Source organism: Psychrobacillus sp. NPDC096623 (assembly GCF_044762655.1).
Classification (GTDB): domain Bacteria; phylum Bacillota; class Bacilli; order Bacillales_A; family Planococcaceae; genus Psychrobacillus.
Window position 1 is genome coordinate 651,526 of sequence record NZ_JBIWER010000001.1, and the last position, 16,198, is coordinate 667,723.

The 16,198-nt window shown below is 37.9% G+C and carries 7 protein-coding genes and 1 pseudogene; 3 read left to right on the forward strand and 5 right to left on the reverse strand.

Annotation, left to right across the window (positions count from 1 at the left end; genetic code table 11):
* Positions 1 to 100 precede the first annotated feature (100 nt).
* Positions 101 to 292: pseudogene (locus ACIQX2_RS03145) on the forward strand (fumarylacetoacetate hydrolase family protein); the annotation flags it as partial.
* A gap of 142 nt (positions 293 to 434) precedes the next feature.
* Here the strand turns inward: ACIQX2_RS03145 and ACIQX2_RS03150 are convergent.
* Together ACIQX2_RS03150 and tcuA are read right to left on the reverse strand one after the other, a co-directional pair.
* On the reverse strand, positions 435 to 1,457 hold the full coding sequence (locus ACIQX2_RS03150; protein WP_402847482.1) for a tripartite tricarboxylate transporter substrate binding protein: 1,023 nt from the start codon (positions 1,455 to 1,457) through the stop codon (positions 435 to 437).
* 129 nt (positions 1,458 to 1,586) lie between these two features.
* Entirely contained in the window at positions 1,587 to 3,095 is a 1,509-nt protein-coding gene (gene tcuA / locus ACIQX2_RS03155; protein WP_402846867.1) for an FAD-dependent tricarballylate dehydrogenase TcuA, read from the reverse strand.
* A gap of 178 nt (positions 3,096 to 3,273) precedes the next feature.
* Between tcuA and ACIQX2_RS03160 the strand changes: the two genes are divergently transcribed.
* Positions 3,274 to 4,140, forward strand: coding sequence for a LysR family transcriptional regulator (locus ACIQX2_RS03160; protein WP_402846868.1), 867 nt, complete (start codon positions 3,274 to 3,276; stop codon positions 4,138 to 4,140).
* A gap of 502 nt (positions 4,141 to 4,642) precedes the next feature.
* Here ACIQX2_RS03160 and ACIQX2_RS03165 read toward each other — a convergent pair.
* Together ACIQX2_RS03165 and ACIQX2_RS03170 are read right to left on the reverse strand one after the other, a co-directional pair.
* Complete coding sequence (locus ACIQX2_RS03165) at positions 4,643 to 6,628, reverse strand: DUF2628 domain-containing protein (protein ID WP_402846870.1); 1,986 nt, start codon at positions 6,626 to 6,628, stop codon at positions 4,643 to 4,645.
* 992 nt (positions 6,629 to 7,620) lie between these two features.
* A complete protein-coding gene (locus ACIQX2_RS03170; protein ID WP_483880195.1) occupies positions 7,621 to 11,253 on the reverse strand; it encodes a S8 family serine peptidase in 3,633 nt (1,210 codons plus the stop codon).
* Positions 11,254 to 11,466: 213 nt separating this feature from the next.
* On the opposite strand from ACIQX2_RS03170, the gene ACIQX2_RS03175 reads away from it, so the two are divergent.
* Positions 11,467 to 11,646 carry a hypothetical protein gene (locus ACIQX2_RS03175; RefSeq protein ID WP_402846872.1) on the forward strand — a complete coding sequence of 60 codons (180 nt, stop codon included), beginning with the start codon at positions 11,467 to 11,469 and terminating at the stop codon, positions 11,644 to 11,646.
* 172 nt (positions 11,647 to 11,818) lie between these two features.
* On the opposite strand, the gene ACIQX2_RS03180 is transcribed toward ACIQX2_RS03175, so the two are convergent.
* Positions 11,819 to 15,610: a S8 family serine peptidase gene (locus ACIQX2_RS03180; RefSeq protein WP_402846874.1), complete on the reverse strand. Its 3,792-nt coding sequence runs from the start codon at positions 15,608 to 15,610 to the stop codon at positions 11,819 to 11,821.
* Between the last annotated feature and the right edge of the window lie 588 nt (positions 15,611 to 16,198).

A 16,198-nucleotide genomic window follows, 5' to 3' on the forward strand; every position in this document is an offset into this window, starting at 1 on the left:
TACTCGGTAAATCACTGGATCACTTTGCTCGAATGGGACCTTACCTGGTAACTTGGACGACATCTACCCTCACAATTTAGACATCTAATGTAAAGTAAATGGAGAAGTTCGCCAATCTGCCAATGCAAAAGATTTAATTTGTAACTACTGTACAATCATTGGTTATGTATCTCAGGATATAACGTTGAAACCTGGGGATGTGATTTTCACCGGTACACCAGAGCGGGTAGTTAATGGATATTCCAAAGGCGATCAAGTTAGGCTTAAATCTGGAGATAAAGTGGAAGTATGAATATAAAATATTGGGACACTAGTAAATACATATAATAAAATAAAAGGTGCCAGATTCTGATTTTCATCGGAATCTAGCACCTTTTTCATAACTACCCTCGTAGAATACAAAGACCTATACGTTCTAGTTTAATATTTATTTATCATTTAGCCATACCTAGCGCATTAAGCAATTCAGCAATTTGATCATTCTGCTGATCTAAAAATAGTTTAAAGTCTTCTGAATTTTTATAGTCACTTTCCCAGCCAGAACTTGTCATAGCTGTTTTCCATTCTTCAGTTTCTACCATTTCTTGAAGTTTATCGTTCCAATAACTAAGCGCATCTTCACTCATCTCTTTCGGTCCAAAAATTCCGCGCCAAATCATAAACTCTGCATCGATTCCTAGTTCTTTCATAGTTGGAACGTCTTTAAGTTCCCCGCCCAACCGCTCCGGTGAAGCGACCGCAAGTACTTTTACTTCTCCAGCTTTTACATACTGGGTTACGGATGAGGCATCTGTTGCAAGTACATCAGCATTACCACCTAGCAAAGCAGTCATTGCTTCTCCGGTGCCATCATACGATACATATTTAATTGATTTATGATCTATTCCAGACTTATATGCAGGTAAAATGGAAACTAAATGATACATCGAGCCAGGACCCGATCCTCCTGCAAATGTCACAGAAGTGGGATCCTTTTTCAAATCATCTAGTAAAGATTGGAGATCATTATATTTAGAATCTGATTTCACGACAATAGAGCCATAATCTTTCGTTAATTGAGCAAGCGGCGTAGTATCGTTATGTCCAAAAGGACTATTCCCTTCTTTTTTCAAATGATTAATTAAAACGGGAGGTGATCCTGTGAATAATTTGTAGTCATTTTTAGCATCTTGTGTAACATAACTAGCAAGAAAGACAGTCCCACCACCACCGGGCTGATTTTCAACCATCATGCTCCCATCCACAAGCTTGGATTCTGTCATCACTTTCGTAAATGTCCGCGCTGTCCGGTCCCACCCACCGCCCGGTCCAGAAGGTGCTACGACAACAATTGCTTTTTCAGGATACACATTTTTACTTGCTCCGCTCGCAGTATTACTCCCTGATTCACTACAGCCCGCTAACCCCACCGCCATAATAGTTCCAAGTAAAATACCTTTCCATTTTGCTGTTTTCATCATTACTACTTCACCCCTTCAGATAGTATGAATCTCCATTTTTTATAGCAAGTCATGTAAGCGCATACATTATAATTTAAATGAATACTCCTCGACACAAAAATCAAAGAGTATTCTATTCGTATAAAATTAGTTCACTAGCTCCGCATTTTTATCCAAAATATACCGCGCAGCGGATGTACCGGCTAATTTTCCATAAACAGCACCAGACATTAAACCAGATCCGCCCGGATAGTTTTCGTAAAAGATTCCACCAATCATTTCACCAGCCGCAAACAGTCCTTTAATTGGTCGTTCTTCTTTATTTAACACTTCTCCCAATGTATCTACATGTAGTCCACCGAACGAGAATGTGATACCACATGTTACAGGGAATGCGTAGAATGGACCTTGCTCGATTCGGAGTGCCCAGTTCGATTTTGGTGGAGTAAGCCCTTTCGTTCCTTTCCCATCTTTCTCTGCAGGTTTGTAATCGCCTTCTTGCACCGCTTTGTTATACTCCTCGATCGTCTCTAAAAATTGTTTTTTATTTACTGGCAATAAATTCACAAGTTCCTCAAGCGTATCAGCTTGATAGAAAGTAGCTTCTTGCAAATCATATTCTTTCCGCAACATCGGGCGTACTTGTGCATCATAAATTTGGAAAGTTACATGGCCAGGCTGTTTCAATACTTCGCGACCATATTTGGCATACGTATAATTCCGTAAATCTGCTCCTTCATCTACAAAACGTTTTCCTTCGTTATTGAGCATAATACTGTAGGGATACGAATGCTTTTTGAAAATATCACCTGGTTTTGTAAAATCCCCCACTTTCGGTGCGTTAGAATCTGTCCCAATCGAATGGCAGCCGGACCATTCTCCAAATTTTTGAGCCCCTACTTCTAAAGCCATGAAAATACCGTCACCCGTGTTAAACTCTGTTCCACGGACAATTGCTGCTTCCCATTCTTCACCGATATGTTCACTTCTCATTTTTTTATTTGCCTCGAAACTACCGCAAGCTAAAATGACACTATTTGTATTTACCGTAATGGCTTCCTTGTCTTTTTCCACAACAATACCCGTAATCTGGTCGTTCTCTTTGATTAATTTCACTGCTCGCGATTCATACCAAGTATCGATGCCGAGCTCTTTCACTCTAGCGAAAAGCTGTTTCATAAGCCCCACGCCTTTATCTTCCGTTTTTATAGGTAAACCACCCCAAAAATGGCGTTTACCATCTTGTATAAAGGATTGATTTTCATAATTTAACTCAAATTTGATACCTAGATCTCGCATCCATGCAATCGTTTCATAAGATTTAGAAACAAGCTGATTAGCCAATCCAGAATCACTTTTTCCACCTGTAACTCGCATCAAATCATCATAGTAATCTTTTTCAGCGTATTCAGGCATCACAATCATTTCTGCTTCTTCGTCTGTCAATTCAGGTATGACCTTTCGGATAGCGTCTAAATTATTGTAAGCAACACGAATCGCTCCATCTGTAAAAAATGAATTTCCTCCGCGTTTTTCCACTGGTCCTCGTTCTAGTACAAGAACGCTGGCACCACCTTCTTTTGCTGCGATTGCCGAACATAATGCTGCATTCCCTGCTCCAACTACAACTACATCGTAACTTTGTGTATTTGACATGCTGACTCCTCCTGTTCAGTTATGGTAACTCTTTAACGTTATCCTAAAGTAAAATGAAAGATAAATATAATATCGTTTTTTTATTTCAATCCATAAAAAAAATTTATTAATAAGTAATCAAGTGATATGATGAGATTAATTGATTGAATATTCTTTCTCATTAAAGGAGGTACGATTATTGGATGAAAAAGATTGGCATATATTAACTACGCTTCATGAGGAGAAGAATATAACGAAGTCAGCACAACGGCTTTATATTTCCCAGCCAGCGTTAACATATCGATTACAACAGTTGGAAAAAGAATTTGATACAAAGATCGTCTCAAGAGGAAAAAAAGGAGTCGAATTCACGGTAAAAGGAGAATTTCTTGTACAATATGCACATGACATGCTTTATCAATTACGCAAGACGAAAGAGCATGTTTTAAATATGGATAATACCGTAAAAGGTACATTGCGATTAGGTGTTTCTGGCCTATTTGCTCGATATGAACTTCCATCCTTATTAAAAGATTTTTTAGCATTATACCCGGATGTAGAGGTGAATTTAAAAACAGGATGGAGTTCCGATATTCATCAATTGCTCCAAAAAGAAGAATCGCATATCGGAATTGTAAGGGGCGATTATAACTGGAAGGAAAATAAGATATTATTACGTGAAGAAAAGATTTGTATTGCTTCTAGTAAAAAAGTAGAATTTGACGATCTTCCTTTCTTGCCAAGAGTGAATTATCAGACGGACCAATCCCTAAAAAATACAATCGAAAACTGGTGGCAGGCAACGTATTCGGTTCCACCAATTATTTCGATGGAAGTAGATCGGATTGATACATGCAAGGAACTTGTACTAAATGGTCTAGGATACGCTATTCTACCGGAGATTTGTATTAAGAACGATGAGGAATTATTTATTGCACCTATTCTATTAAATGAGAATAGGTATTTACTAAGAAATACGTGGATATATTATCGGGATGTTACACTTGAGTTAGCTCAAGTAAAAGCATTTATTGATTTTCTGAATGATTCAAAGCAGGATAAATAAAGGAATAAGAAAGATCAATACTTAAAATGAATCTACATAGTGAAATCTACCAATTAGTAAATCAAAGAGTTTATTCAGCATATTATTCCATGTGGATATAAATGAGAAATATTGTGAACCCTAGCTTTGCTTTGTTTCTAACATAAAATCGCATTTTTAAACGCTCGCTGTTTCGTCAATTGGGCGTTTTTGGTCCTGGCTTAGATTATTGAGTTTTTTCGTAAAGCAATTTCCCTATAATTTTTCACCTCAAAAAAATAAGAAAATACACAGAAAATTAATATAACCATAAAAACTATTTGACCCTTACATATTTACAATATCTTTTCAATGAACTTCCACAGCTTGATATGGATTACAACCTAAAAATGGAACATCTCATGCCATGGTCCAAGACCTCCATGTTGATTGCTAAATTCAGTCGAAGAAATAGAAAATGCCTTTCTGACAAAGAAGTCGGAAAGGCATTTTCTATCTTTGTTTCTGACACAGGGACCCTTTCTTAATCCAAGCTATCCTCCGCATGGAATGCTTGAAATATAGATTCTGTATCCGACGAATAATCTACATATTTTATTTCATTGGAAATATACTCCCCTTGAACTTTGAACTCATTGTATTGCTGGTCCATCATAGTTTGCATAATAATTTCAATGTTATCTCCATCACCCAATGCATATATGAGTGCATATACAGCACTTACAAAAATCCTTGAAGATTCCCCTGCTGCTTCTGCTTCTTTTGGATTACTATGTTCGCTATAGATAGCAACCCTCTTTAAAACGTTATCAGCATTAATAGAACCAATTAAGTAAACGTCTTCCTCTAGTTGCCAAGTGAACGTACCTTCATTGTCCTCCGTAAGTTCATAATCCGTAATTAATGCACCACTCTCCACCTTCAATAAATTCTCGCTATAAAACTCCTTAAAATTATTCAGAAAATCCTCTTGTGTAACACCAAGCGATAATTGCTGCACTTGACTTAAATCAATCGTTGTTTCATTGGAAACGGTATTTTCATTTTGGATAATCTCATCATTTTCCACTTCTGGATGGTTGGTAACCATCAGATTTTTATCTAATGTGTAATAATTCTTGTTCGTATATACTTCATATTCATCTAACCTTTCAATTGCACCAACAAAAGTATCTACATATTCTAAGCCGTCTGGGGTGAATTGATATATATCCGTTCCAGTTAGTCGGTAACCTGTTTCATAGAATAACTCCATCCAACCGTCTAGATTAATATCATATAAATATAGAGTAGGAGCATTTTCTGCATCAACTGTAAGTGATGATACAGCACCCGTTTCAAATTCAACTAATATCTCTACTTGTTCATTTAAATAGCTGTCACCTACCTCTGGTCCCCCCTTAAAAGTAACTACTTCAAGGAAACCATCATCATTAACGTCCATTTCCTCTGTAATAAAAAAATCATACATACTATCTGCCTTTAAGGTGATGTATGCTAGTTCATTAGAAATGGAATTCTCATTAATCTGTACGGATTGGGCTTCTCCTAAATAATTCACGGACTCGACTTCTGTTTCACTAAATTTCCACTGTTCTTTTTGTCGTTTAAGTGTATGTATGAAAACAGATTCATTATTACGGAAGTTTTCCCCCTTTATAAGAGTTGTTGTTTGCGTAACGCGAACTTTAACCTCTTGCCTGGAAATCGATAAAAATTCAAAGTCGTTCATTTCATAAGCTAAATCAAAATTTGCAAATAGATCTTTTACCATCTTTTTTGTTTCTTCATAAATAGTTTGGTCTTCATCTTCATACACGGTAGCCATATAGTCATCTACATGCTCACTTTCCAGAGCCTGCATATTACTTTCAAGAACTTCGATTATCTCCAATTCAGTGTCATAATCTTCATCATTCTCCGCCTTTGTCGTACTGTTTAAAGCTGGAACAAAGCTGAAAATGCACATTGCTATTAAAACATAAATGGAAAAAAAACCAACTGATGCAAAAGCCCCTTTCCAACTAGTTCCTCCATTTAACTGAATTTCGTCTAGTAATAATTCAGGATTAGTTAGATTATCGTCTCTTAATTCACGAATTCGCTTTAATGCATGGAGTCTGTATAAATTGTTGCCGCAAATTCCGAGAGTACATGAAACAGCAAAGCCTATCGCATTATCAAGAATGGCATCGTCCATTCCCAGTATTGCAACAACTAGGTCAATTACTATAAAAATTCCTAGAATCAAGAAAATTGATTTATACATTTTTCTATAACCTAGCCAAAAAAGTGAAAAGAAAAATGAAGCCCAGTTCCAAGAGTTCATTTTTGACCATTTTCGGATGTAATAATGTTGCTTTTTTTCACCGATAAATAGTTTAAGATTCTGATTATCATGATCAGGTTGATTTTTTTCCCTAATCTTAGGTGGATTGAATTTTACATCATCATCTTGATGGATGATCTTTTTCCCACAGGTAGAGCAAAATTGTGCTGCATCAACCATCTTAGAACCACACGAAGAACAGAACAGTTACATTCCTCCTATTATTAATTCCTATACCTCTTCCATATGATATGCTTTAGTATACTCATTATTACGTACTGAATTTCCAAGAACTTCAAAAGTAATTTGCTTTAATTTAATAGTAACGTCAAATAAATAGACGCTTACGAAGAAAGTATAGTTTGAAATTTTTACTAATTGTACCTACCTAATTATTTTGTGCTTAATAAATACCGCCCAACTGATTGTCAAGTGGGCGGTATTTGGAGTTCGCTTATTTAATAACGAAGTATAGTCTATTGTCCGAATAATGTAGAATTGTTTCTAACACAGGGATGCTTCTCCAAACCTCCTAACTTTTGATGTTATTGTGATTATCACAAAACATCTGGAATGTTAGAGGGTGTGGGTTATTTGACGCGTTGCAACTCTTCCGATACTTGCTCATATAAAACAAAGTCAGTTTTTCCTTATCCGATAATTCTGGGTACCTTAATTGCTAAATAAATATCAGAGAAATTATTATGCTGTTGCAGTATCTTTTACTAAAGTAATTCGATAAGGAATTGATTTATCTCCATCTGCTTTAATCTAATTTCAATCTTCCGTACTTAATAAATTGCCTGTGATTGCGATATTTCCTTCAGTCACTTCGATAGCTGCTGTATTGCAGTGTTGCTTGGTATTTACTAGATATAGGAATGAGAGTTACATTTATGAAAATTTATTTTAATGAACATCAACGACAACCGTTATAAGCCAAAAGATGAAATGGAATATAAACATATGAATACCTTTGAAGAACTAATACAACTAGTCGATCGCTACATGATCTTCTACAATGAATCAGAAGACTATGGAATTAAAAACAGATGACTCCGGTGGAATACCGAAGCCATCTGATAGCTGCATAAATAGTAGGTTGCTTTTATTATACTGTCCGAAATTTAGGGAGCAGTTCATTTCTACCTATTAGGACGGTTTATTATTATTTACTTATTGTTTCCTTTTCCTGGGTTCACTACAGTCACGTCAAACGTAAGTGTATACTCACCATACGCTACAGTAACTGTTGTTTTACCTGGACCTTTGCCTTTTACAACACCATCTTTAACAGAAGCTACGTTATTATGCGCAACGTTGTATGTTGCAATTTTTGTTACATCTTTTTCAGTCGTTTTACCGTCAAAAGTCGTTACTTCTTTAATAGTAACTTTTACGTCTTTACCAGGAGTAGTTTCGACCTGCGATTGGTCGATTTCTAATGTTACAACTGGCTCCTTAACTACAGGTGCTTTAACTGTAACGTTTACAGATACTTCATTACCACCGTATGAAACAGTAATTGTAGTTGTACCTTTTCCTACTGCAGTTACTAATCCATTTGTCACTGTTGCAACAGTTTCATCCGCAACAACATACGAAGCTTTTGAAGTTACGTCTTCCTCAGTTGCATCACCCTCTTCAGGCGTAGACGTTTCTTTTACCGTAAGTTGTGCAGTTTCTCCAGCTGTTAGGTCTAGCTCAGTTGGATTTACAGAAAGTGTCACTACCGGTTCCACAACTTCTTTTTCGTAAATTAGTGCTTCGCCAACATTTCCAGCAGCATCTTTAATTACTACCGATACAGAATTTGTATCTTTTGTTACTGGGAATGTGAAGCTACCATCTTGGTTCAATGTAAATGCAACTGACGCTTGTGCTTCACCGTTCACAGTCGCAATATACGAAGCTTTTAATTTATCATTTAAGTTGTAATCTAGACCATTTAAATATAATTCTTCATTGTAGTCGATATACTTATCTGTTACTTGACCCGTAGCCACACCATTTTTAACAGATCCACTAATTTCTGGTTTCGTTGTTTTAACAATAACTGGACCAACGTATGCGCCAATAGGTCCTGTAGCTGAATTTGCAGAAAAGTCAATTGTATATAAACCATCTGGAATCGTTGTTGCAGGCGCACTGCCCCATGGTTTGTACTGTCCATTAATAGGAAGCGTGTAGGATCCTTTTGCAAGTGAAGAACCTGCGTGTAAGTATCCAATATAGCCGTCTCCAAACTCTCCACCTTCAGGATTCATGATATCCCAAATCTCGATATAGTTTGTTGTCACATTACCCGTCAACGTGAATGAAAGCACAGCAGAATCTTTCACACCGTCTCCATTAAAAGAAAGGTCCGTTTCCGTAATTTTCATGTCTTTAATTTCCGTAGCGACTACTGCACTACTTAAGTCAGCTGCAAATGGCAGTGAAATTTCGGAACCTCCACCGTTAATACGGATATATCCTAGTATTTCAGAACCTTTTGGTGCTGTAGCTTTTGAAGCAGTTAACGTAACGTTTAACAGTTGTTCGCCATTCAACGTGAAAGTCGGTTTATCAACCGTCACTTTCGCATTACCAAATGTTTTTGTCGTTTCAACTGTTACTTGATAAGAGCCTCCAGCACCCTTCAAGTCTTTTACTAGAATTTGTTTTGTAACAGAACGATTTTCTGTAAGTGGTTGCGGACCAAAAGTAACAGTCCCTTTTAAGTTGTCAACGATTTTTCCACTACCGTCTAGTACTGCTTTATCAAGTGCATAAGCAAGTGCTGTTGGGTGAGCTGCTGCATATGCATCAACACGTCCAGCACCTTGTGAGAACACGTCATATTTTGATTTATTCAGCACTTTTGCCGTATTAGAAAGTGCTACCTTTACATCAAAAGCATTCCAATTTGGATTTGCTTGTTTTACAAGTGCTGCGATCCCTGCGATATGTGGTGTAGCCATTGATGTTCCAGTTTTGCGATCATAAGCTTCATTATAAACTGCATTTGGGAAATCTGCTTTGTACATTGGAATTGTTGACATAATATTCGTACCAGGCGCACTTACATCCGGCTTGATATCAAAGTTTGGTGTAGAAGGTCCACGTGAACTCGAATCATTTACCTCATCTCCAAGTGTTTTCGTGGAAGTAAACTTACCAAAGCTTACTTTACCTGTTCCACTTGCTAAGGCAACACGGATTGCATCCCCATCTGTTTGGGACATATCGTACGTTGGGATAATTTCAAATGAGTCACCTAGGAATACACCAGATGCATTTGGTGCATTCGTACCTCCTGCAAAGTTATGGATAATAGTTGCAACTGCTCCATTTTCTTTGGCATATGCAATTTTATCGACAAATGCAATGCTACCACGTGAGATCAATGCAACTTTGCCTTTTACATCGATTCCTTGATAATCCTTCGCTTCCCCGTTTCCAGGAACTGCTACTAAGTCAAATTCACCTTGAAGTTGTGTTGCTAAATCTTTACCAAAAGTAGTACCCATTAATTGAAGTTGCTTTGTTAAGTTGTAGTTTCCAACTGTAACTTTAACTTCTCCGTTATACATTGTTTCAGGATTCGTAGTATTACCTACTGCAATACCTAAACGAGCTGTAGCTGGAGTTCCCATCGTTCCACGGTTAGGACCTGAATTACCTGTTGCGATTACGGCAATTGTCCCGGCCATCATTGCGTTATTGATCGCAAAAGATCCGCTATCTGTTTCTGTATTAGCACCGCCACCAAGGGATAGATTAATAACATCCATCTTTTCAATAACAGCTGTGTCGATTGCTTTCACAATACCAGAAGTAGCTCCACTTCCATATGCTCCGAGTACGCGGTACATATAAAGGTCCACTTTAGGTGCTATCCCTTTAATACCGAATTCATTTGCACCGATTGCTGCGATAGTTCCAGCAACATGCGTACCGTGAGAAGTATAGAATGCACTTCCAGTAGCATTAAATTCAGGTGTTCCTGCAGGACGTTCTAAAGGAGAAGTTTCCGAAGCATCATTGTCCGCACGGGTTCTCGTATAGGTAGATGAGTTTGGTATAAAGTTCTTTCCGCCTTTATAAATGCCTGCGAACTCTGGATGATTTGCATCGATTCCTGTATCAAGTACCGCTACTTTAACCCCTTGTCCCTGGATTCCTTCATCCCAAAGCTTTTCGATACCTAAGAATGAAATACTTGTATTCATTTGTGCTTCTAGTGTTTCATCTTTTAAAAGTTCTGATGATTTGGACGCACTTTCTTCTGATGCATAAACTGTTGCATCAGGTTCGATTAATGTAATTCCTGGTACTGTAAGAAGTTTCGGAAGATCATCCGCTTTAATTGTTGCCGCAAATCCGTTTAATACAGTATCAAATGTGTATCCTTCCTTCAGCTGTACTTTTTTAGCAGATAATTCTTTTTTTACTTTTGCTTGTTGTGCTTTTACATTAGCACGCACTTCATTTGCTCGAGCATTGGAAAATTTTTTCCCTTTCACTTGGCTCATCCCTTGCTCAAGTGCTACAGGCTTCTCAGATAAGTGTACGATGACTGCAACATCTTGATTGCCTGATACATTTTGTAAGCTTTCGTGAAGGGTTGGACCAATATTCATTAGACTAAGTTGTTCAGCAACAGCTGCTTTTAGTTCTAGTGTGCTTTCGTTTTGCTCCTGCGATTTGAACGGTTTCTTATCCGTGTTAGCAAACGCATTCGTTGGAGCCATCAATGCAAAAACCATCATTAAAATTAGGAATGAACTAAAGACTTTGTTAAATAATTTTTTCCTCTTCATTTGATTTCCCCCAGTTAGCAAATTTGTGCAACAACATTTCTACATGTTCTTAAAACCGCATCCTTTCTACATGTATCATTAGGGTTTTTGTTAAAGCATCAGGTGTACTGACGCATAACGTGATACTAATACAGTGTATGAATAAGTGGGTCATGCTATGAAGAAATTAAGTGAATGATATTTTGATTGGAGGTTTTTGGAGATTTGGTGGTCGTGTACAGGAATAAATCCCCTGTTAACAAGGTCATTGATAGATTGATTTTAAATGTTCTAGTTGTTGTGATTGCGAGCCGTATCCTTCGTTTACCATTTTCTCTTGCTCCGACTGCGAATACTCTTGCTTCTGTTGTTGATACTCTCGGAGATGTGAGTTTACTATCGTTGCAAGGCTGATTACTCTCGCTTGTCGTGCTTTTACTCTCGGAACAGTGGTTTATTCCAATTATTTTACCAAATGAAAAACTCTCCGTTCGTCCAAAGGGACAGAAGGAGAGTTTCAAATTTTCATACATTCTAGAATTGCAGTGAATTATCAGAATAGTGTCTAACCCAGGGGTTTGGAAATTTATTTTTTCTTTGACACTTTAATAATTTGTGTAGCTTCGTTACCTACAAGGTCCACCACTTTTAATTCAAACGTGTTATTGCCAGAAACCATTGGAAGCTCGACATTAATTGTCTTGTTATAACCTAGCATTTCATATGGTTCGGAAATTGGCTTGTAGAAAACTTCACTACCGTTTAGATATAGGCGGATTTCATCGAAATTGTCCCCAACATTCACTTGAATAACGGGATTCGCTTCATTCGATGATACGTTTTTCGGAACGGTTTTAGAAACGGCTTGCACTGTTGGTTTTGTTGTATCAACGAAAATTCTACGTGTGATTGCCATTACATTTCCGAATTCGTCGATTGCTTCCACATTGACAAACTGTACACCATCTTCAAGAATCAATGTGTGTGTAAAGTTCTCCCCATCAAAAGTTGTTACATTTTGTCCATTAACTTTTAACGATGCAATATTAGAATCGTCTTCAACAGTACCAGCAACAACTACTTTAGATGATTTATGGTAGCTGAAGAATTCAGGTGTATTGATATAGATGACTGGTTCAACTGACTCTGGCTCGTTCGGTGTTGAGTCATCTTGATTACCTGGATCTGTTTCGCCCGGAGTAGCTTCGTCTGCAGGGTCTTCAACTCCTACTTCATCTGTAGATTTGCCATGACCTTTAAACTCTTTTACTGTAACATTACCAGCAATGTCCCAAATTTTAACTTCAACTTTGTCATCTTTTGAAACTTTTTTCTCAAATGTGTACTTTTCAAGCGTTGCTTCTTCAGCGACTTCTTTCCCATTTAAAAGAACTTCTACGCGGTCAATACCTACACCTGTTTTATTGTCCATAAGTTTAGCAATGGAGATAACTTGTTTTTTCTTGTCATAACTTACGTCTGCTAAAGGTTTCACTGTATCCACGATGATTGGGTATTCAATAGATTGCCATTCTGCTCCTTCAAAATCAATGACTCCTCGTAGCTGAATTTGGTATTGACCATCTACAGCTGCTTTGCCATTGATTAATCCATCCCACCCATAAACAGGGTTGTATGTGTACGGTAAGTTAGGTGCTGTAGCCGAGTAATGTTTCGTTAAGTTGTTTTCTGTACGAATTGTGCGTAGTTTATTGCCTTTTGCATCTAATATGTTTACTTCGAATTTTTTCGCATTACGCATTAGAGAGTAAACAGGAATTGCCTTATCCACGTTGCCATCCCCATTTGGAGAAAATGCAAATTTCGATGGGTCGATACCTTGACCATAAGTTGATCCAAGGATAAAGTTCCCTTGTTCATCAGCTAAAGCTTGCATGCCATGATAACTTTCCGCTTCCCATGCAAAGTAGTCAAAAATGGATGCATCATCCCACGAACCATTAAATCCAAAGAAAGGTACTGTTAATGGTACGGTTCCTGTTGTTTCTTCGTTCGGGTCAATTAGAGATACGAATCCATCAATGAAGAATCCGTTTACGAATGTTTTAAAGTCCTTCATATCTTTCAATGCAGACGCATCCACGGACACTCGAACTTCCACTTCCCCATTCGCCGGAACAACTACCGTTTCTGGTGCATCTATATTTACCGCATCCGTAACAACATTAGATCCTACAATATTTGGTGCAACGACATCATATCCAGATGTAGTTAATGCATAATCCGTCTGAAGCTGAACGTCAACATTATAGTTTTTCTCCACATCCGAGTAATTTTTCGCTGTTAAAGTGAACTGGAAGTGTCCATTGTTAATTTCTTTTAGCGCTACTTTTGCTACACCAGTTGCTTTGTCTGTCAGCACAACATCCGTTTCCAAAGCATTCGCAAGCTGCATGATACCCGCACCTTGACGACGTGGTGATACATATTCTGTTATACCGTCATATTCAGCAAATACCACTTTGGAAGCTGTATTCATCAATAAATTCTTGGCTAATTGAACACGTGCTGCACCAGTTAATCCGAACTCTTCATTCACACGTTCCATCACTAGCGCCGTACCACCTGCCACATGTGGAGCTGCCATTGAAGTCCCGCTCATCAAACCGTATGAGTCGTTATTTAATGTCGAGAAGATGTTTCCACCGGGTGCTGTAATTTCAGGTTTGAAATCTAAATTCGGTGTAGGACCCCAAGACGTAAATGAACTCATTTTCCCAGCAGTAGGACTTGGTGTATCTAAATACTGACCATCGAAACCTACTGTTACGACTTTTCCAGCATCAAGTCCTGCTTTGATTGCTAATCCATCCGCTTGAAGTGTGGACATGTATGGAATTTTAATCGCTGGGTCAGATGCCATATTAATTGTTCCTGCAGCATTGTTATATACGATGATACCAGCAGCACCAGCCGCTTGTGCATTTAGTCCTTTTTCAACGAAAGAAAACCCTCCACGAGAAACTAATGCAAATTTGTTTGTCCAATCTTTCCCTTCAAATTCAGCAGGGCTACCGAAACCTGCGAATTCAATTTGATATTCTACTTCAGGAAGATCGTTCGGATTTTGGTCATTTGCAAGTAAGAACAATGAACGACCAGATTCCACCCCATCAAATTTATATTTGAAACTAGAAGCCGTGATCATACTATTTTCAAACGATGCCACACCAAATGAATCTTCCGAAACAGAAGGTGAACCTGTTAATGCATAATCTTGGTTTTCTGCGTATGGATAGAAGTATCCAGAACCTAACATATCAGAATTACCCGCAGAAATGGCTACTAACAATCCATTGTCTTGTGCACGTGTAACCGCCTGCTGTTCAGGATTGCTGTTATCGACATAACCAGCAGTCGATCCAAGTGACATGTTCAACACATCTGCGCCAAGCTTAATCGCATCGTCCATAGCTTTTACGTAAATATCTCCAAATGTGGAAGGAAATAATGGGTCATTCCCAAATACTTTAAGTGCCAAAAGTTGAGCTTCAGGGGCTACTCCTTTAATCCCTCCATTTTCTTCATCACCATTTGCTCCAACTGTTCCAGAAACGTGCATCCCATGCATGGAAGCATCTGGTCCCAGATCCCGAATTTCTTGGTTTCCGTCCATGTAGTTGTATCCGTACGGAACTTTAGCTGAGTAGTATCTACCCGATTCGATAGAACCGTCTCCCACTAAAGCTTGCACTTCATCAGCTGTAATGTCGCCGGATGCGTTATCCGTTAAAATCATATCGCGATGACTTGGATCTATACCCGTATCGATAACGCCGACTACCATTCCTTCCCCTTTGAAGTCATATTTATCCCAAGCCAATTGAGCTTGTACTAATTCTTTCGAGTGAATCATGTTTGGCTCAGCACTTGGTCTCGTATATTCAGTAGATTCATAGATTGCCTTTACACCTTCTGTATTTGCAATGGCTGCAACATCTCCCGCTTCCACTTCAGCGGAGAATCCATTGAATACAGCTGTAAATTCTTCTTTGAATTTAACTTTTTTGGCATTTTGCTTTACTTTTTCTTTTACATTTTTTTGATCTGCTTCAATAGATGCTTCCACACTTTTTCGTTGTGACTTCGGAAGGTTCTTATAAAGAACACCTTTTTTAGTAGCAGTATCAATTGCAGGTGCTTTCTCAAGCTCCACGATGATTCGAACTGTTTCACTTGGATTTTCCGGTGCAATCAGTCGCTGAGGTACTGTGCTTACCGACTTTTGCAATTGAAGCGTTGGAATCTGTTTCTTCAATACGTTAGCGGCTGTTGGAACTGGTGCGCTGAAAGAAGCAGTGCTAAGTACTAATGTTCCAGCAAGAGCTAGTAACATACTTTTTTTCTTCATCCCCATTTTCTTTCCTCCCCTTTTCATATCTCATAATTTAAAGGACTTTACAATTTTTATAAACTCCCTAGTAAATTATGCACATAAGAAACTTATCATATTTTCAAATTATTTTAAATAGTTTATAATATTACATTTTGGTTACAAAAAGATTTATAAGAAAACTTTTTTTGAATGGATTTAGTTCGTTTGGATGAGTCTTAATTCGTCTCTCTATCACACTAAATCCACTCTCTACAAAATAATTTGTATCTCGTCATAAAATCACAAAATATTACATTGAAATAACAAAAATGATTCTATTTTCAAATGGAGAGGACTATTGTCTAACACGGGGAAGCCCGAAAATTTACTCTCGCTCAGCCTGTGAACACTCTCGCTTTTGTTTAAGATACTCTCGGAGCGGTAGAATTTACTTTCGTTCCTGGGTTAGTTACTCTCGCTCGACGTGATTTTATTCTCGGAACGGGAATTTATTCCGCTTCTACACTAAAATTTAATCCTCTTCTTCATTTATTACTATTTACTCTCGCTCAGCCTGCGAATACTCTCTCTTCTGTTGTAGATACTCTCGGAGCGGCAGGATTTACTCTC